The 18479-nt window shown below is 71.3% G+C and carries 16 protein-coding genes; 3 read left to right on the forward strand and 13 right to left on the reverse strand.

Annotated elements, in window-relative coordinates:
- Nucleotides 1–798: a sugar phosphate isomerase/epimerase family protein gene (locus IEY82_RS32360; RefSeq protein ID WP_189128072.1), complete on the forward strand. Its 798-nt coding sequence runs from the start codon at nt 1–3 to the stop codon at nt 796–798.
- 96 nt (nt 799–894) lie between these two features.
- The gene (locus tag IEY82_RS32365) at nt 895–1578 is read left to right on the forward strand and encodes an SDR family NAD(P)-dependent oxidoreductase (protein WP_189128073.1); all 684 of its coding nucleotides are present in this window, start codon (nt 895–897) and stop codon (nt 1576–1578) included.
- Between the two features lie 156 nt (nt 1579–1734).
- Here the strand turns inward: IEY82_RS32365 and IEY82_RS32370 are convergent, their stop codons facing one another.
- The 13 genes from IEY82_RS32370 to IEY82_RS32425 all read right to left on the reverse strand — a co-directional run bounded on the left by IEY82_RS32370 (nt 1735) and on the right by IEY82_RS32425 (nt 17659).
- Nucleotides 1735–1953, reverse strand: coding sequence for a ferredoxin (locus tag IEY82_RS32370; RefSeq protein WP_189128074.1), 219 nt, complete (start codon nt 1951–1953; stop codon nt 1735–1737).
- Nucleotides 1954–2003: 50 nt separating this feature from the next.
- Nucleotides 2004–3224 (reverse strand): cytochrome P450, encoded by a 1221-nt coding sequence (locus tag IEY82_RS32375; RefSeq protein ID WP_189128075.1) that lies wholly within the window; start codon nt 3222–3224, stop codon nt 2004–2006.
- Nucleotides 3225–3418: 194 nt separating this feature from the next.
- Complete coding sequence (locus IEY82_RS32380; RefSeq protein ID WP_225263991.1) at nt 3419–6919, reverse strand: indolepyruvate ferredoxin oxidoreductase family protein; 3501 nt, start codon at nt 6917–6919, stop codon at nt 3419–3421.
- A 197-nt stretch (nt 6920–7116) separates the two neighbouring features.
- Nucleotides 7117–8484 (reverse strand): PAS domain-containing protein, encoded by a 1368-nt coding sequence (locus IEY82_RS32385; protein ID WP_189128077.1) that lies wholly within the window; start codon nt 8482–8484, stop codon nt 7117–7119.
- 105 nt (nt 8485–8589) lie between these two features.
- Nucleotides 8590–9810 (reverse strand): CaiB/BaiF CoA transferase family protein, encoded by a 1221-nt coding sequence (locus IEY82_RS32390; RefSeq protein ID WP_225263990.1) that lies wholly within the window; start codon nt 9808–9810, stop codon nt 8590–8592.
- Between the two features lie 27 nt (nt 9811–9837).
- A complete protein-coding gene (locus tag IEY82_RS40025) occupies nt 9838–10536 on the reverse strand; it encodes an aldehyde dehydrogenase family protein (protein ID WP_268241137.1) in 699 nt (232 codons plus the stop codon).
- A complete protein-coding gene (locus IEY82_RS40030) occupies nt 10533–11318 on the reverse strand; it encodes an aldehyde dehydrogenase family protein (RefSeq protein ID WP_263648681.1) in 786 nt (261 codons plus the stop codon). Before IEY82_RS40030 ends, IEY82_RS40025 begins: the two co-directional genes overlap by 4 nt.
- On the reverse strand, nt 11315–11800 hold the full coding sequence (locus IEY82_RS32400; protein ID WP_225263988.1) for a MaoC family dehydratase: 486 nt from the start codon (nt 11798–11800) through the stop codon (nt 11315–11317). The genes IEY82_RS40030 and IEY82_RS32400 overlap by 4 nt, the downstream gene beginning before the upstream one ends.
- A complete protein-coding gene (locus tag IEY82_RS32405; RefSeq protein ID WP_189128078.1) occupies nt 11797–12744 on the reverse strand; it encodes an HpcH/HpaI aldolase/citrate lyase family protein in 948 nt (315 codons plus the stop codon). The genes IEY82_RS32400 and IEY82_RS32405 overlap by 4 nt, the downstream gene beginning before the upstream one ends.
- Nucleotides 12744–13910 carry an acyl-CoA dehydrogenase family protein gene (locus IEY82_RS32410; RefSeq protein WP_189128079.1) on the reverse strand — a complete coding sequence of 389 codons (1167 nt, stop codon included), beginning with the start codon at nt 13908–13910 and terminating at the stop codon, nt 12744–12746. Before IEY82_RS32410 ends, IEY82_RS32405 begins: the two co-directional genes overlap by 1 nt.
- A 26-nt stretch (nt 13911–13936) precedes the next feature.
- Complete coding sequence (locus tag IEY82_RS32415) at nt 13937–15586, reverse strand: AMP-binding protein (protein ID WP_189128080.1); 1650 nt, start codon at nt 15584–15586, stop codon at nt 13937–13939.
- 94 nt (nt 15587–15680) lie between these two features.
- Nucleotides 15681–16454 carry an SDR family NAD(P)-dependent oxidoreductase gene (locus IEY82_RS32420; RefSeq protein WP_189128081.1) on the reverse strand — a complete coding sequence of 258 codons (774 nt, stop codon included), beginning with the start codon at nt 16452–16454 and terminating at the stop codon, nt 15681–15683.
- Nucleotides 16455–16486: 32 nt separating this feature from the next.
- Nucleotides 16487–17659 carry an acyl-CoA dehydrogenase family protein gene (locus IEY82_RS32425; RefSeq protein WP_308425888.1) on the reverse strand — a complete coding sequence of 391 codons (1173 nt, stop codon included), beginning with the start codon at nt 17657–17659 and terminating at the stop codon, nt 16487–16489.
- Between the two features lie 124 nt (nt 17660–17783).
- Between IEY82_RS32425 and IEY82_RS32430 the strand changes: the two genes are divergently transcribed.
- On the forward strand, nt 17784–18479 hold a 696-nt coding region (locus tag IEY82_RS32430), incomplete at its 3' end, for a thiolase family protein (protein WP_189128082.1).

Consider the following 18479-nt stretch of genomic DNA (forward strand, 5'->3'; position numbering starts at 1 on the left):
GTGATCTCACTCGCGGCGGGAACCGTACGTGACGCCGGTCCCGCGCAGGTCCTCCAGGCGGCGAGCACCGCCGGTTACGACGCGGCGGGTCTGCGGCTCGACCCGGCGTCCGTCAGCCTGGCCGAGGCGGCGCGGCTGCGCCGCCGGGCGGACGACAGCGGGCTGACGGTGCTCGACGTCGAGGTGGTGCGGCTGCGGCCGGACAGCCATCTCGACGACCAGCGGCGGCTGCTCGACCTGGCCGGGATGCTCGGCGCCCGGTTCCTGCTGACCGTGAGCGAGCACCGGGACGAGGGTGCCACGGCGGCCGACCTCACCCGGCTCCACGAGGCGGCGCGGGGCCACAGCACCCGGATCGCCCTGGAGTTCATGCGGTTCACCGGCGTGCCGACCCTGGCCGCCGCGCTCGCCCTGCTGGACGGGAACGGCCTGGCCGACGCCGTCGTGGTCGTGGACGCGCTGCACCTGCACCGGGCTGGCGAGCCTCCCGAGGATCTCGCGGCCGTCCCGGCGGAACGGATCGGATACGTGCAGCTCTGCGACGCGCCGGCGCACCCGCCGCGAGGGCTCGACGCGCTGTCCTGGGAGGCGAGGCACGACCGCCTGGCCCCCGGCGAGGGCGAGCTGCCCCTCGGCCGGCTGCTGGCCCAGGTGGGCCCCGCCGTTCCGCTCAGCGTCGAGGTCCAGTCCGACCGGCTCACCGCCCGGTCGGCCCCCGTCGCCAGGGCCGGGCGCCTGCTCGCCGACACCCGCCGGGTGCTGGCGTCCGCCGCCGGGCCGGGCCGCTCGACGGTCTGACCCGACGATCCAGCCCAACGATCCAGCCCAACGATTCAGCTCGACGATTCAGCTCGACGATTCAGCTCGACGATCCAGGACGAGGTAAGGAGTGTCATGGCGAGAGTTCTCGTGACAGGTGGCGGGTCGGGGATCGGCGCGGCGGTCTGCCGCCACCTGAACGACACCGGATGGACCGCCATCGCGGCCGACCTCCGCCCGCCCGAGGGCGGGCTGGTCCTCGACACGACCGACGAGGCCGCCTGGGAGCGGGCACTCGACGCGGCCGGCCCGCTCGACGGCCTGGTCAACTGCGCCGGGATCCGCAGCCGGGTCGACATCGCCGACCTGGACCTGGTGGAGTTCCACCGGATGCTCGACGTGCACGTCGTCGGCACGTTCCTCGGCATCCGGGGCATGGCGCGGCGCTGGGCGGCCGAGCGGCGCACCGGCGCGGTGGTCAACATCGCCTCGGTCGTGGCCACGAACGCCGTCGCCGGGCAGATCCACTACGTGGCCGCCAAGGGGGCGATCGCCGCGATGACGCGGGCCGCCGCCGTGGAGCTGGCCCCGGTCGGCGCCCGGGTGAACGCCATCGCGCCCGGCGTCATCCGCACCCCGATGACCGCCGACCGGCTGGGCGATCCCGGCCAGACGGCCTGGCTGATGTCCCGCGTGCCGGCGGGCCGGGCCGGGGAGCCGGAGGAGATCGCCACCGTGGCCGCGTTCCTGCTGTCCGAGGCCGCGTCGTACGTCAACGGGGTCCTGCTGCCGGTCGACGGCGGGTGGACGGCGAGCTGACGTGCTCGCCGGCCGCGCGCTCACGGCGGACCCGAGCATCCCGAACCTCACGGTGCTCGTGACCTGCTGAGCGACGCCGGCGCGGGCCGCGCCGGCGCGCTCGGCCGAGTGGTCGTCGGCCGTGGTCCTGTTCCAGCCGCTGGGCGGCGCTCGAGCTCAGTCGAGCGCGACCTCGGCCCCCTGGTCGAACACCTGGATGGCGCCGGACGGGCAGCTCCGCGCGATCTCGACGAGATGGTCGTCGCTCAGCGCGCTCACGCCGGCCGCGGGCTCGGCGATCTCGTCGTCGTCGAACCGGAAGGCCGCCGGCGCGTCCGCGACGCACTTGCCCGAGCTGATGCAGACGTCCTTGTCGACCCGTACCTCGAAACCCATCTGCTCCCTCACCTGATCGCTGCCGAACTTGATGCCCGCCCGGTGCCCGCTCAGCCCAGCAGGGCCGGGTAGGTGCCCCAGTACGGGCGCTGCGTGTGGGCGTCGCGCTGCGGCGGGTTCGCCGGGTCGCGCCGGACTCCCTGGTTGAACAGATACTGCACCGCGCCGGGCACGAGGCCGAACAGGTGCGCGTCGGGGTCGGTGTCCGCGCGCGGCACCACGCCGGCCGCCAGGTCCTGGCCGATGCACACGTGGATGCCGGCGGCGAACGACAGGCCGAACGGACCGACGCCCGCCGGCAGCTCGCGGTACGGGTTGAACTCCCCGGCGTCGGGCCCGAACACCTCGGGGTCGCGGTTGACGGCCTGCAGGTCGATGATGACCTTGGCGCCCTCCGGGATCTCCGTCCCAGACTTGAGCGACACGGGAGCCAGCGCCCACCTCATGCCGACGGGGCTGGACGGGTTGAGCCGGACGGTCTCGTGGACGCACCGCTGCACGAACAAGGGGTCGTTCGCGACGCGCCCGGCGTCCTCGGGGTGGTCGGCCAGCCAGCCCAGGATGTGGTCGATGGACCGGACGAACGCGGTCGCGCTGGTGTGCGCGCCGGCCAGCAGGAAGAAGGCGATCTCGCGCCGCAGCACGTGGGCGGGCAGCTCCAGCTCGGCGTTGCCGCGCAGCAGCGTCATGAGAACGTCCTTCGGCAGGTCGTTCTCGCTGATCTCGCCCGCCTCCAGCGCCGCCAGCGCCTTCTTCCGGCGGGCGATGGACGGCTGCAGGAACTCCTCGTCCCACTCGTCGAGGGCCTGGCTGATCCTGGCCGCCAGGGCCTGCTTGTCCTCGGTGGAGTGCGCGAGCGTCGCGCCCTTGATGAACCACTGCATGTAGTCGTACAGCCGCCGGGTCTCCTCCGCGGTGCCCTCCGGCCGGTCGATCCCGGCGGTCAGCGCGGCCAGGTTGAGCATCAGCTCGTGCCCCAGGTGCACCAGGTCGACGCCGCCCTTGACGACGTACGGCGCCAGGGTCCGCTCCGTCACCTTGGGGAACAGGTCTCGCTCGTAGTGGTCGAAGGTCTCGCGACGGAAGATGCGGTTCTCGACACGGCGGCGTTTGCGGTGCTCGTCGCCGTGCAGGTTGACCAGGACGTCGCTCATGACGACCTCTCCCTCGTCGTACAGCGCCTGCCTCAGGTCCTTCTGGCGGTACACGTCCTTGGCCGCCTCGAAGCTGCTGATGGTGAACGTGGCGACGCTGGCTTCAGGGGTGATCATGCGCGACATCCTCCGGATCGGGCCTGGCGTTCAGCATGTAGTCGGTAGAACACTCACGTCAAGACTTTTCCACCGGTTAGCGCAAAGATCGCGGGCAGGTGTGGAACGCTACACACGAGGGTGGTTAGAACCCTTGACACTACGGAAGCGCGCGAGGGCGGCATCCGCCACCAGACCGACGCCGGAAGCGGTGGTCAGCGCAGCAGCCGCAGCACCTCGTCGCCGAGCGGGACGCCCAGCTCGGCCCGCCGCTCCCGGTAGCGTTCGACGTTCGCCAGCTTGACGCCCTCGTAGCCGCGCACCAGCTCGGCGGACTCGGCGACGGCCACCGCCCGGTCATAGCCGTCGGCGTCGAGCGTCCGCGCCAGCTCCGTGACGACGGCCTCGTACTCGGCCGCCAGCGCGCGCTCGACACGGCGGACGCGCGCGTACCCGAACGGGTCCAGCGGCGTGCCCCTCAGCACGCGGCCCCTCGCCAGCCCGCGCAGCACCGGCCGGAACCAGGGCCCCAGCTTGAGCTTGCGGCCGACGCCCATCGACCGCAGCATCGGCGGGTGCAGGTTGTAGGTCGCCTTCGTGCCGCCCGGCGCCTGCGCGGCCACCGCCGCCTCCATGGCGGGGTCGGTGAGCAGCCGGGCCACCTCGTACTCGTCCTTGTAGGCCCACAGCCGGTGCGCGCCCCGGGCCACGGCCTCGCCGAAGGCCGTCGCCTCGCCCACGGCCCGCTCCGCCGTCCACGCGGCCTCGACGAGGCCGGCGTAGCGCCGGGCCGCCGCGGCGCCGGAGTGCGCGCGGAGCTCCGCCGCCCTGATGCCCGCCAGCCGGGCGGTCTCGCCCCGCATCGGCCGGCCGGTCAGGAACTCCGACCCGTCGGGTACGGCCGGCCGCGCGGGCTCCCCGGAGCCGCCCGAGACGGCGCGGGCGAACGCGGCGGGGTCGGCCACGCTGACCCGGCCCCAGCGGAAGGCCGCGGTGTTGAGGTCGACCTTGACCCCGTTGAGCGCGATCGCCCCCTCGATCGCCCGCGCGGTCAGCGGCAGCGCCCCGGCCTGGAACGCGGCGCCGACGACCAGCAGGTTGGCCACGTCGGTGGAGCCGAACAGCGCCTCGGCCGCGCCCAGCGCGTCCAGCTCGTGCAGGGTGGACGTGGCGCCGCGCAGCCGGGCCAGCATCGGCTCGGTGTCCGGGTAGGCGACCCCGGGGTCGTACACCATCTCCCCCGTCGGTGTCCGGCTGGTCGAGGCGATCGCGACGGTGCGGCCGGGATCGCCGAGGGCCAGGTGCCGGGCGTCGGTGGCCACGAGCAGGTCGAACGCCAGCACCGCGTCGGCCCGGCCGGTGCCGACCCGGTTGGCCGGCTCACCGTCGCCGGTCGACAGCCGCAGGTGCGACGTCACCGGGCCGGCCTTCTGCGACAGGCCGGTCTGGTCGAGCCCGGCGCTGCGCAGCCCGTCGTGCAACGCGGCGGTGGCGAGGACGGCGTTGACCGTCACGATGCCGGTGCCGCCGATCCCGGCCAGGAACACGTCGAACGTCGGGCTCGCCGCGGGCAGCCGGGGGTCGGGCACCGCCGGGGGCTCGGGCCGCGCGCCGGAGGCGTGGCCACGGGCAGCGCCGGTCCGCACCGTGACGAACGACGGGCAGTCTCCCCGCAGGCAGGTGTAGTCGGTGTTGCAGGAGGTCTGGTCGATCCGGGTCTTGCGGCCCAGCTCGGTCTCGACGGGCTGCACGGACAGGCAGTTGCTCTGCACGCCGCAGTCGCCGCACCCCTCGCAGACACTCTCGTTGATCACCACGCGCTCGGCGCGCTCGGCGAGCGCGCCGCGCTTGCGCAGCCGCCTGGCCTCGGCCGCGCACTGCTGGTCGTAGATCAGCACGGTGACGCCCGGGACGTCGCGCAGCAGCCGCTGCGCCTCGTCGAGCCGGTCACGGTGCCAGACGAGGGTCCCGGGCGCGAACCGGTCCCGCCTGGCGTAGCCGCGCGGCCGCTCGGAGCAGACGATGATCCTCGACACGCCCTCGGCGTGCAGCTTGCGCGTCAGCGCCGGGACGCTCAGGCCGCCCTGGGGGTCCTGCGCGCCGGTCATCGCGACGACCTGGTTGTAGAGGATCTTGTACGTGATGTTCGCCCCGGCCGCCACACAGGCCTGCAGCGCGAGCTGGCCGGAGTGGAAGAAGGTGCCGTCGCCGACGTTCTGGAAGATGTGCGGCACGTCGGTGAACTGCGCCTGCCCCAGCCACTGCACTCCCTCGCCGCCCATCTGCGTCAGTGAGGTGACGTGCGAGGTCTCGCGGTCGGCGATGGTGACCATGGTGTGGCAGCCGATGCCGCCCGCGCCCAGCGACCCCTCGGGCAGCACCGTCGAGCGGTTGTGCGGGCAGCCGCTGCAGAAGTACGGCTTGCGGGCGGCCACCGGGGTCAGGCTGAGCGTCATCCGGGGCGCCGGTGGGGGCGGCGCCAGCTCGACCCGGCCGGCCAGCAGCCGGCGCAGCGGGCCACTCAGCCGGTCGGCGGTCAGCAGCCCGCCGGCGGGCACCAGCGTCCTGCCGTCGGCGTCGCGCTTCCCCAGCACCTCCGGCGCGCCGGGCGAGCCGTACAGGAGGTCGCGCACCTGGCTCTCGACGAAGGCGGTCTTCTCCTCGACGACGACGATCCGGCGCAGTCCGCGGGCGAACGACCGCAGCGTGGCCGCCCCGAGCGGGTACGGCATGCCGACGCGCATGAGCCGGATCCCGGCCCGCTCCAGACCCGCGTCGTCCAGGCCGAGATCCAGCAGGGCCTGCCGCACCGCGTCGTACGTCGCGCCGGGAGCCGCGATCCCGAGCCAGGCGTCGGCGGGGTCGACCTCGACCACGTCCAGCGGGTTGGCGGCGCCGAACGCCTCGACCATCGCCCACCGGGGGCCGAACAGGTCGTCCTCGGCGAGCAGGCTGTCGGTCGGCGAGAGCAGGGTGCGCTGCCGGTAGGTCCACGGCCGCCCCTCCCACTCGATCGAGGGGATCTCGATCCGCTGGCCGGCGAAGTCGCGGTCGACGGTGAAGATCCCGTCCGCGACACCGCTGACCACCTTGACGCCCACCCAGCAGCCGGAGGCCCGGGACAGCGCGATGCCGTACAGGCCGAGGGTGACGAGCTCTCCGGCGTCGCGCGGGTAGAGCACGGGCAGCCCCATCGCGGCCAGCGCGCGCTCGCTGACGCACGGCAGCGTGGACGACGACGACCCGGGATCGTCGCCCGCCAGGGCCAGCACCCCGCCGCGCGGGTCGACGCCGTACATGGAGGCGTGGCGGATCGCGTCGCCCGACCGGTCGACGCCGGGGCCCTTGCCGTACCAGATGCCGACGACGCCGTCATGGGTCCGCCGCCCGGCGGGCAGCGTGGACTGGCTGCCCCAGACGGCCGTGGCGCCCAGCTCCTCGTTGAGGCCGGGGAGCAGGCGCAGGTCATGCTCCTCGCGCAGGGACTTCAGGCCCGCGAGCGTCTTGTCGAGCCCGGCCAGCGGGCTGCCCTGGTATCCGGACACGAAGGTGGCGGTGCGCAGGCCGGCCCGTCCGTCGCGCTTGTGCTGCTCGGCGATCAACCGGGCGACGGCCTGGACGCCCGTCAGCAGCACCGGCCGGGCCCCCGGGCGGTAGCGATCGGCGAGGCTGATCCGGGCGTCCGCACCGGTGACGGGCTCGGCGGTCTGGGTCACGGCGCCTCTTTCATCAAGCTGAGATAGCTGACTTATTTGTGCGCTAATGTGCGGTTGGAGCATCCAGCCAGTCAACGTTCTTCCAGAATTTTGAGCATGCTGCGCAGTCAGCGGCCACCGCGAGCGATGACAGGTGAGCACAGCGACCAGCATCGACCGGCTCGACGCGGAGCTCCTGATCGCGCTCCGGCTCAGGCTCAGGAGGCGTCGCGGGAGCGGATGGCCTCGGTGCGGATCCTGGCGAGATGGTCTTCGAACGCCACCACATCGAACGGGACGGCTGACGCCTCCAGCTCGTTGCCCAGGGCGTACAGCAGGTCCATGCCGCCCCGGCTCGCGGCGAACTCCTCGTCGATCGGACGGACCAGGCCGCCGATCGCGTCCTCGGCCCGGTGACGTATGAAGAGGATCCGCCACTGCCCGAGGAACAGGCGGAACTCCTCCAGCCGGTCGTTCGCCTCGGCGACCTCGGAGACGATCTCGCGGAGCGTCAGGTTGACCTGCCGCGCCCTGGCCGACATCTCCAGCACGCTGTCCCGCATGGCGTCGCAGATCAGCGGCACATCGTTCAGCGAGGCCGGCGGCGCGACGCCGTCCACGACCTCGGCGGCGAACGCGGCGACCATGTCGTTGTGCAGGCTCGCCAGCGCGATCCCCTGCCGCAGATCCGTGACGTGCGAGCGCAGCGCGGCGAGCCTGGACACCAGGCGCTCCAGCGTGGTCACGGCGGTGCGGGTCGGCGTGGCCATCACCCGGGCGACGTTGGACAGCACCGGCGCGGTGTCGGCGACCTTCTCGGAGGCCCGCTGGGCGGCGACGACCGCGGAGTCGAGCCGGCGGGCGACGTCGAGGACCTGCGCCGACGACCGCACGAGCCGCTCGCTGAGCACCCGGTAGCCTTCCAGCCGCTCGACCAGGTCGGCCAGCCGCGTTCCCAGCGCTCCCGCCTCGGCCAGGACCTCCGCGATCGGGCCCCGCGCCGAAGGCCGGGCGTACGTCACGGACCCCGACCGGCCGCGCACCGCGATCTCGGCGGTCAGCCCCTCGGTGAGGAAGGCGTCGAGGGAGCCGAAACCGAGCCCGAGCGACAGCTGTTCGAGGTGCTCCATGCCGACCCGCGCGACGTCGCGGCGGCTCATCCCGGGGCGTCCGGCCGCCTCGGACTCGACGTCGGCGACGAGCTCGTACATGTGCTTGACCCGCTGGAACGGCTCGGCCCGCGGCGCCATCCGGACCGACAGGAAGCCGTCCGCGGCGGGAGTCATGGTGGCGAAGACCCAGTAGTGGCCACCGTCCTTGGCCACGTTCTGCATGTAGGCCCCTGATGGACGCCCGGCGAGCAGGCGTTCCCACAGCGCCAGGAAGACCCCGGCCGGCATGCCGGGGTGACGCACGATTCGGTGCGGGGCGCCGACGAGCTCGTCGAGGGAGAACCCGGAGATCTTGACGAAGACGGAGTTGCCGCCACGGATCACCCCGTGCCTGTCGGTCGTGGAGAAGAAGAGCTCGTCCGAACCGATGAACCGTTCCACGCCGCTGGGCACGATCGACGCGCCGAAACCCATTGCCTGCCTCCCCGATCTCGCGGAAAGGATATTGGCCGGCCCCGTCGGCCCTCATACCGGATCACACGACACCGCCCGCGTCCGGCTGACGCCTCGTGAGCCCTGCTACGCGGAGGCCGGCGCCGTCACCCGCCGTTCGGCCAGCGCGTCGAGCTCGGTCTCCGTCAGCTTGAGCACGTCCGCCAGCACCTCCCTGGTGTGCTCGCCGATGGCGGGAACCCCCTCGTAAGCGGGTCCCTCATAGCCGGCCAGGTGCAGGACGGGCCCCGGCATCAGGACCGACCCCAGGATGGAGTTGCCCGTCAGCTCCACCAGCGTCCGCTCCCGGAAGTGCGGATCGGCCAGGACGTCGCTCGCGTCGTTGACCGGCGCGGACACCACCTCGAACGTGTCCAGGACGGCGAGGATCTCGTCACGCGGGCGGGACGCGACCCAGGCGGTCACCTCCGCCTGGACGGCCTCGTTGTTGGCCATCCGGTCGGCGTTGGTCGCGAAGCGCGGATCCTCGATCAGCTCCGGGCGGCCCATGGCGTCGAACAGCCGCCTGGCGATGCCCTGATTGGACGCCGCGATGGACAGCCAGCGGCCATCGGACGCCTGGTAGATGCCGCGCGGCGAGGCGGCTCCGGTGCCGTTGCCCTCACGTCTCTGGATCTCCCCGGTGGCCTGGAACTTCAGAACCAGGTCACCCAGGATGAACAGGAGGGGCTCGTAGAGCGCGACGTCGACGACCTCTCCGGTGCCGACGCGCTCTCTCTTGAACAGCGCCATCGCCGTGCCCATCGCGGCGGAGATCCCCGCGATCGAGTCGGCGAACCCGAACGGCGGCGAGGTGGGGGGTGTCTCCGGCCAGCCGTTGATGAAGGCGAACCCACTGGCCGTCTCGGCGACGGTCCCGAAACCGGGCCGTTCCCGGTAGGGGCCGGTCTGCCCGAACCCGGACACCCGCGTCAGGATCAGCCCCGGGTTGTCCTGCGACAGCGCCTCGTAGCCGAGGCCCCAGGCCTCCAGGCGCCCCGGGCGGAACGACTCGATGACGACGTCGACGGAGGCCGCGAGCCGGCGCACCAGCCCACGGCCCTCATCGGTCCGCAGGTCGATGCCGACCGAGCGCTTTCCGGCGTTGAGACGGGTGAACCCGAGGGACAGTCCGTCCTTCTGCGGCGTCCAGTGCCGGGCGAAATCGCCGGTCGACGGATCCTCAACCTTGATGACCTGGGCGCCGAAGTCGCGCAGCATGCGTCCGGCGGTGGGCGCGGCGTACATCGTGCCCAGTTCGAGCACCCGGATGCCGTCGAGCGGCCCCGCTTTCATCTGCTCGTTCACCTGCTTGTCCTTCGTTTCACGGGGTGCTCAGACCCGCCACTGGATGTGCTTGACCTCGAGGTACTCGCGCATGCCCCACTCGCCCAGCTCACGGCCGAGTCCGGACCGGCCGTACCCGCCGAACGGCGCGTCCGGGCGCATGCTCCCGCCACCGTTGATCCACACAGTGCCCGCGCGCACCCGCTCGGCGACGCGCCTCGCCTCCGCGGGGTCGTCGCACCAGATGTTGGCCGCCAGCCCGTACGGGGTGTCGTTCGCCAGCCGGATCGCATCCTCGGTGTCCTTGAACGGCATGATCACCGCTACCGGCCCGAAGATCTCCTCCTGCACGGCACGGGCGTCGGCGGGCAGGCCGCCCAGCAGCACCGGATTGACGAACCAGCCCTTGTCCGGCAGTGGCCGGGTCACCTCCAGCAGTTTCGAGCCGCCCTCGGCGACCGCCTGGTCGATGAAGCCGCGCACGCGCTGCTGGTGGTCGGGCCGGATCATGGGGCCGATGTTCGTGGCGGGGTCCCACGGATCGCCGACGATCATCTGGTCGAAGGCCGCGGCGCCCGCCTCCAGGAACTCGTCGTAGGAGCTCTCGTGAACGAGCAGCCGGGCCAGCGCCGCGCAGCCCTGACCCGCGTTGCGGGACCAGCGGAGGTGCATCTCGACAGCGATCTTGCGGACGTCCACGCCGGGCATGACGATGTTCGGGGACTTGCCGCCGAGTTCGAGCGTCACGCCCTTGAGGGTGGGGCCGCCTGGGCCATGATCTGCGCGCCGACGCCGTCGGAGCCGGTGAAGGAGACCCGGTCGACGCCGGGGTGCGAGGAGAGCCGCTTGCCGACGTCCGCCTGGCCGATGATCACGTTCATGACGCCCGGGGGCAGCCCTGCCTCGCGGATGAGCTCCCCGAGCAGGAGCGTCGTCAGCGGGGTGCGGGGAGACGGCAGCAGCACGACGGTGCAGCCGGCGGCCAGGGCCGCGCCGAACTTGAACACGGCCAGGTTGAGCGGGTAGTTGTAGCCGGTGATGGCCGCCACGACGCCGACCGGCTCGTGCACCACGTCGCTCATGGTCGGCACCGGGTCGTGCCAGCCGCCGAGGTGCTGGGTACGGTCGATCTTCGCCGCCTCCGCCGCCCATCGCAGGTGCTGCTCCACCGCCATCCTGACCTGCAGGTACGACGCCAGCGAGACGGGTGTGCCGACCTCGTTGACGATCGAGGGCAGCAGCCGGTCGGCGGCGGCCTCAAGGACGTCGGCAAGGCGGTGGAGGTGCCGGGACCGCTCCTCGCCCGACAGCCTGGACCAGGGGCCGAACGCCTCGCGGGCGGCGGCCACGGCCGCGTCGACCTGGTCGGCCGAGGCGCCTCCGACGTTCGCGATCACCTCTTCCGTGGCCGGGTTGTACACGTCCCAGCGCTCCCCCTCGGGCTCGACCATCCGGTCACCGATGGTGAGCCGCCTGACCGGGGGGATCCAGTCGCGCATCGGGTGGGCAGCAGCGTCTGTCTGGGTCATCGCGCGCCTTCTTCACTCTCGCCCGGCTCAGCCGGCCTGGTCATCATCAAACCGACTCGTTTGCAGAAGCAGACCAGCACGTCGTGCTGGTTGTAACCCCGGTGCTCGAACCACACGATGCCGGAGTCGTCCCGGCTCTTGGAGAGCCGCTTGTCCACGATGGTCGTCTCGGCCCGCAGCGTGTCACCGTGGAACACCGGATGCGGGAAGGTGATCTCGTCGTATCCGAGATTGCCGAGCGTCGTGCCCATGGTGAGTTCGGGGACGTGGAAGGCCCCGATCAGGGCGACGGTGAACAGGCTGTTGACCACCCGCCGGCCGTGGATCGTCTTCTTGGAGAACTCCTCGTCGAGATGCAGCGGCTGCAGGTTCATGGTGAGCGAGGTGAACATGATGTTGTCCATCTCGGTGACGGTCCGGGTGAACGGATGCCGGTAGACCCGGCCCACCTCGAACTCCTCGAAGTAGAGTCCGCGCATCATCGCCCTGCCTCCTCGTGCGTCTCCTCGTGCGTCTCCTCGCGCGACTCCTCGCGTGACTCCTCGCGTGACTCCTCGTGCGCGCGGGCGCTCTCCAGCCAGAGCAGCGCCTTGTCGTAGTGGGCCCGGTCGATGTGCAGCCCCCGGTAGCGCAGGGCGCCGCTGCCCTCCCGCGCCGCCCGCTCGTAGGCGGAGACCATGCCCTCGTAGAAGTCGATCTCCTCGGGTGAGGCGGAGAACACCGAGTTCAGCACCGGCACGTGGCTCGGGTGGATCGCGATCATGCCGCGGAACCCGAGCCGGCGTCCCTGGCGGGCGAAGGTCTCCAGGCCGTCCAGGTCGTCGATCCGCTCCCAGAGGCCGGTGAGCGCGTGCAGCCCCGCGCCCCGGCAGGCGAGCAGCACGCGGCTGCGCAGGTACAGCGTTTCCAGGCCCTCCGGCGTCCATTCGAACCCGACCTCGCGAGCGATGTCGGCGTGCTCGGCGGTGGGGCCGATCATCGCCCCGACCCGCGGGGAGGCTGCGGCGATCTCGGCGCAGTTCTGGATCGCCTTGACCGTCTCCACCGGCACGATGTACTCCAGGCCGGTCACCCCGTTGCGATGCTCGAAGTGATCGAGGAGCGTGTCGTACCTGAGCACGTCGGTCGCCCGTTCGATCTTGGGGGCGAAGACGACGTCGAGGCCGGGCACGACGACCTCTTCGAGGTCGGCCCCGGTCAGGCGGGTCGACAGGCCGTTGACCCGCACCCCGATGCCGACCGTGGCGTCGAGCGAGCGCAGGCGCCCGATCGAGCCGGCCACCGCCGCTCTGGCGGCGGCCTTCTCCCCGGCGGGGACGGAGTCCTCAAGATCCAGGATGATCGCGTCGGCGCCCGACCTGAGCGCCTTCTCCGCCCAGGCCAGCTTGTGCCCGGGGACGAAGAGGATGGATCGGTACGGCCTCATCAGTAGCTCCTGGGCAGGCCGAGCACGTGCTCGGCCAGGTAGTTGAGCACCATCTCCTGGCTGATCGGCGCGATCCGCATCAGCCGTGCCTCACGGAAGTACCGCTCCACGTGGAACTCCTTGCTGTATCCGTAGCCGCCGTGCACGGAGATGGCGACGTCCGCCGCGTGGAATCCCGCCTCCGCGGCCAGGTACTTCGCCTCGTTGGCCTGTTCGGCGTGCGGAAGGTCGTTGTCGATGAGCCAGGCCGCCTTCTGGCACATCAACTCGGCCGCGTCGAGCCGCATCCGGGCCTCCGCGAGCTGGAAGGCGATGCCCTGGTTCTGGCCGATCGGCCGGCCGAAGACGTTGCGCTCCTTGGCGTACTCGGTCGCCCGGCGCAGGGCCGCTCTGCCGAGGCCGAGCGCGGCGTTCGCCGAGATCACCCGTTCGGCGTTGAGTCCGGCGAGGATCGCCTTGAAGCCCTGCCCCACCTCGCCGATGACGTCCTCGTCGGGGACGAACAGGTCGTCGATGAACAGTTCGTTGGTGTCGACCGCGTTGCGCCCCATCTTGGGGATCCTGCGGATCGTGATCCGTTCGCGGTCCAGGGGGGCGAAGAAGAGCGTCATGCCCGCCGTCCGCTTCGGCGAGTCCTCCCGCCGCGACGTGCGGCAGAGCAGGAAGAGCCGTTCGGCCTCCTGCGCCTTGCTGATCCACACCTTCTTGCCGGAGACGAGGAAGCCTCCGTCGACCTTGCGGGCGAAGGTGGAGATGTTGGTGGTGTCGGTGCCCGCGTCCGGCTCGGTCACCGCGAACGACACATGCAGGTCGCCGGCCACCGCCCGGGGCAGGAACCGCCGCTTGAGCTGCTCGCTTCCGTACTTGATGAGCGACTCGAAGCCGAAGATGCCGATGTGGACCGCGGTGCAGCCGCCCATCCCGGCACCCGAGGCGGAGATCTCCTGCTCGACGATCGCCGCCTCGGTCACGCCGAGCCCCCCGCCGTCGTACTCGGTGGGGATGGTCAGCCCGAGCCAGCCGCTCTTGGCGATGGCGTCGTAGAACTCCCAGGGGAATTCCTTGTTCTCGTCGCGCTCCATCCAGTATTCGTCCGGGAAATCCGCGCAGACCCTGCGGACGGCCTGCCGGATCTCCTCGTGAAGAGGGTCAGCGCGGAAGTCCATGGTGTCCTCCACTCTCTCTGCTGTCTTCAGCCACGACCGGCGGCCCACACGGTCCGGTCGTACGTCGAGGACGTGATCCCCTCGTCGCGGAGCGCCGCCTTGCGCACCTTCTCCGACGGCGTCTTGGGCAGCGCCTCGACGAACCGGATGAAGCGCGGCACGGCGAAGGCCGGGATCCTGCCCTCGCAGAAGGCCCAGATCTCCGCCGCGTCGACCGGGCGGGAGACGGTGATGACCGCCATCACCTCGTCCTCTCCCGCCTCGACGTCCGCCGCGACGCCGATCACCGCGCATTCGAGCACGGCCTCGTGCCCGTAGATCGCCTGCTCGATCTCGTAGGAGCTGATGTTCTCGCCGCGCCGGCGCAGGGCGTCCTTGTAGCGGTCCACGAAGTAGAACCAGCCGTCGGCGTCCTGGCGCAGCGCGTCACCGGTGTGGAACCAGAGGTTGCGCCACGCCTCGACGGTCTTGTCCGGCATGCCGTAGTAGCCCATGCTGCACGTCCACGGCCGCCGTGGCCTGACCACCAGCTCTCCGACCTCGCCGACCGCGACCTCCTCGTCGGTCGCCGGGTCCACCAGCCGGATGTCGAACCAGTCGGCCGCCTGGAGACCGGCCGCGCCGGCCGGCCGGTCCTCGCCGTACGGCGACAGGATCGGGGCGGAGGTCTCGGTGAGGCCGAATACCTCGACGAAGGCCTCGATGCCGAACCGCTCCTTGAACTCACGCAGAATCGACGACGCGGTGGGGGCGGCGAAGACGCAGCGGAGCCTGTTGTCGCGGTCGTCCTGTCTCGGCGCCTGCTTCCAGACGAAGTCCATCATCACGCCGAGCAGGTTGGTCACCGTCACGTCGTGTTCGCGGAGCTGGTCGATCCAGCGGCTGGCGCTGAACTTCGACCGCACCACCAGCCGGGCGCCGGCGATCAGCGCCGGGTAGGCCGCCATGAACTGCGCGTTGCCGTGGAACAACGGGGTGCAGGTGAAGTAGGTGTCCTCGCTCGTCAGCCTGGTGAGGGACACCACCTCCTCCCCGAAGAAGTACATCTGCGCGTGCGGCATGGCCACCCCCTTGGATGGCCCGGTGGTGCCGGAGGTGAAGAAGATCGAGGCCAGGTCGCTCATCTCCGGGTCCGTGCCCGCCTTCGCCGCCGCCTGCTCGAAGGCGGTCCACGGCTCCGCCTGCCAGCCATGGGCCCGCAACGCCGACACCGCGCGGTCGGCGCCGCCCGTGTCGATGACCCAGAACTTCTCGATCCCCCGCACGTGCTCGGCGATGGCGACGAACCGCTCGGCGAACACGTCGTCGATCACCGCCCACCGGGGTGCGACGACGGTGCTCTGATGGCGCAGGAACTCGCCCTCGTAGGCCGTGTTGATCGGCACCTCCACCAGCCCGGCGACCGCGCTGCCCAGCCAGGTGCGGATGAACTGGGAGGAGTTGGCCGCCATGACGAGGACCCGGTCACCGGACTCGGCGCCCGCCGCGAGCAGACCACCGGACACGCGCTCGGCGGCGTCGAGCATCTCGGCGTAGGTCCACTGCCGCCCCTCCTCCGGAGCGATCAGAAAGGTGTCGCCGGGCCGGCGCGCCGCGTGGTGACGCAGGACCTTGGGCGAGGTCCAGAGCCCGGCATCCTCGAATGTCGGCTTCAAATCCGTGTACGTGCGGGTCATCGCAGTGGAACCTCCAACGACGGGGACATGCCGGGCGACCCGGCGGCGGGCGGAAACGGGAGCGGCCTGCTCCGCGGTCGACTGGCCGTCCGGCCTACTTGGCCACGAGGCCACCGTCGACCGGGACCGTGACACCCGTGACGAAGCTGGCGTCGTCGCTGGCCAGGAACGCCACCACCGAGGCGATCTCCGCGGGCTGCGCCGCCCGGCCCAGCGGGATGCCGGCCACGAAGTCCGCCGCCAGCGCCGTCACGTCGGCGCCCCGCTCGCGCCCGAAGAAGGAGGCCAGCATCGGGGTCTCCACCGTGCCGGGGCAGATGCAGTTGACCCTGATGCCGTCGGGCGCGCCGGCCAGCGCCAGTGCCCGGGTGAAGCCGACCAGGGACGCCTTGGTCAGCGAGTAGATGGGGCTGAACGGGGATCCGACCAGGGCCGAGGTCGACGCCGTCATGGTGACGGAGCCCTTCTTGCCGGCCTTCTTGAGCAGGTCGAACGCGAGCGTCGCGCTGAAGAAGACGCTCTTGACGTTGACGTCGATGTTGCGCTGGAACTCCTCTTCGGAGATGTCCAGGCCGGCGGCGCCGGGCATGCCCACCTGGTTGTGCATGATGTGCAGGACCCCGTCCTCCGCCTCGACGCGCGCGTAGAGCGCGCGCAGGGCGGCGACGCTGGTGGCGTCGACCTGCTGGGGCACGGCGACGCCGCCCTGCTCCTCGACCTCCTTGGCCACGGTGGTCGCCGAGCCGCCGTTCAGGTCGGCGACGTAGACCTTCGCCCCCTCGGCGGCGAGCCGGTGGCAGATGGCGCGGCCCATCCCCGAACCGCCGCCGATGACCGCGGCGACGCGGCCCTGAAGTCGTGATGACATGAGTTCTCCCTGGTCTGGTCGTGCCGGGTGGGTCAGCGCCGCTGGTCGAAGGTGCGCCCGAGCAGTTCGGAGACGATACGGATGCGCTGCATGCTAGGGGTCCCCCCGGCCAGGGCCCACCCGTGGGCGTCCCTGTGCAGCCGTTCGATGCCGTACTCCTCGGTGTAGCCGTTGCCGCCGTGGATCTGCATGGCGAGGTCGGTGACCCGTTTGGCCATCTCGTTGGCGGTGCACTTGGCGAGCGAGACCTCCAGCGGGTCGGGCAGGCCCGCGCCCGCGTTCTCCACCGCCCGCCGGATCAGCAGCCTGGTCGCCTCCACCTGCATCGCCATGTCCGCCAGCGACATCTGGACGCTCTGGAACTCGACCAGAGGCTTGCCGAACTGCTCGCGCTCCTGGGCGTAGGCGATGCTCCGGTCGAACGCGGCCTGCCCGATGGCGAGGCTCATGGTCGAGTTGCCGAGCCGCTCGATGGAGAACGCCGTGAACAGCCGGCGGAAGCCGCCCGGCCCGATCAGGAGGTTCTCCGCCGGGACGCGTACGTCCTCGAAGATGACGTCGGCGGACGGGATGCCGCGAAAGCCCATCAGCCGCTCCGGCTTGCCGAAGCTGACGCCCGGAGTGTCGGCGTCGACGATGACCGCGCCGATGCCCTTGGAGCCCGGTTCCTCGCTCATGCGGGCGTAGACCAGATAGGAGTCGGCTTCGCCGCCGTTCGAGATCCACCGCTTCAGGCCGTTGACCACGAACGTCTCGCCGGACCTGACGGCGCGGGTCGTCATGTCGGTCGCCGCCGATCCGGCGTCCGGTTCGGAGATGGCCACCGCCATCGTCGTTTCACCGCTGATGATGCCGGGCAGGTAGCGCTCCCGCTGCCCGTCCGTGCCGATGAGGCTGACCACCTGGGCGGGCCCGGTGTTGGACTCGAAGACCTGGAACGCCGCGGGCCGGCACTGCTTGGCCAGTTCCTCGATGACGACCAGGGCCTCTCTCAGTGTCGCCCCGCCCCCGCCGAACCGCTCAGGCAACGCGATTCCCAGGTAGCCCAGACCGCCCAGATAGCGGCGTTCGTCATGGGGGAACGGGGTGCGCTGCTCGTCCCACTGCTCTGCCACGGGCGCATATCGGTCAAGGGCGACGGCGGCGGCCGCTTCACGTAGCGCCCTCAGTTCGTCAGTGTCACCGTCTGGCATCCGGACACTCATGGGACCTCCCTCATCAAGGTGTTATCTATGATATTGGTGAACATGGATTATTCGTCAAGCCCGCACTCGCCCGACGGCGTTCAGAAGGTATATATTAATCATATATATAGATAGGAGACATAACGTGCCAGCTGCCGTGATCGTCGACGCCGTGCGGTCCCCCATGGGCCGCGGCAAGCAGTCCGGAGCGTTGGCGGGGACCCACCCCGTGGACCTGCTCGCGCAGGTGCTCTCCGCGCTGGTCCGGCGACAGGGAATCGACCCCGGTCTCGTCGATGACGTGCTGGTGGGCTGCGTCGGGCAGGTCGGCGAGCAGTCGGCCACCCCGGGACGCCAGGCCGTGCTCGCCGCGGGATTCCCCGAGCATGTGCCGTCCGTGACCATCGAGCGCAAGTGCGGCTCGGGCCAGCAGGCGATCGACTTCGCGGTGCAGGGCGTCATGGCGGGGGCGTACGACATGGTGATCGCCGCCGGAGTCGAGTCCATGAGCCGGGTCCCGATGGGCTCCGCCCGGATGGACAAGGACCCGTTCGGCGCCGGCGTGAAGGCGCGTTATCCCCTGCTGGTCCCGCAGGGCGTCTCAGCGGAACTCGTGGCGCACAAGTGGTCCCTTTCGCGCGCCCAGCTCGACGACTACGCGGCGCGGTCGCACGCCCTCGCCGCCGAGGCCGCTCAGAACGGCGGCTTCGCGGGCGAGATCGTGCCCATCGCCCTGCCGGACGCGGCGGGAGTCTTCGACAACGACGAGACCATCCGCCCCGGCACCACCGGCGAACGGCTCGCCGTGCTCGCTCCCGCCTTCGCCGGGAGCGAGCACGCC

Source organism: Nonomuraea cavernae (genome assembly GCF_014646355.1).
GTDB lineage: Bacteria > Actinomycetota > Actinomycetes > Streptosporangiales > Streptosporangiaceae > Nonomuraea > Nonomuraea cavernae.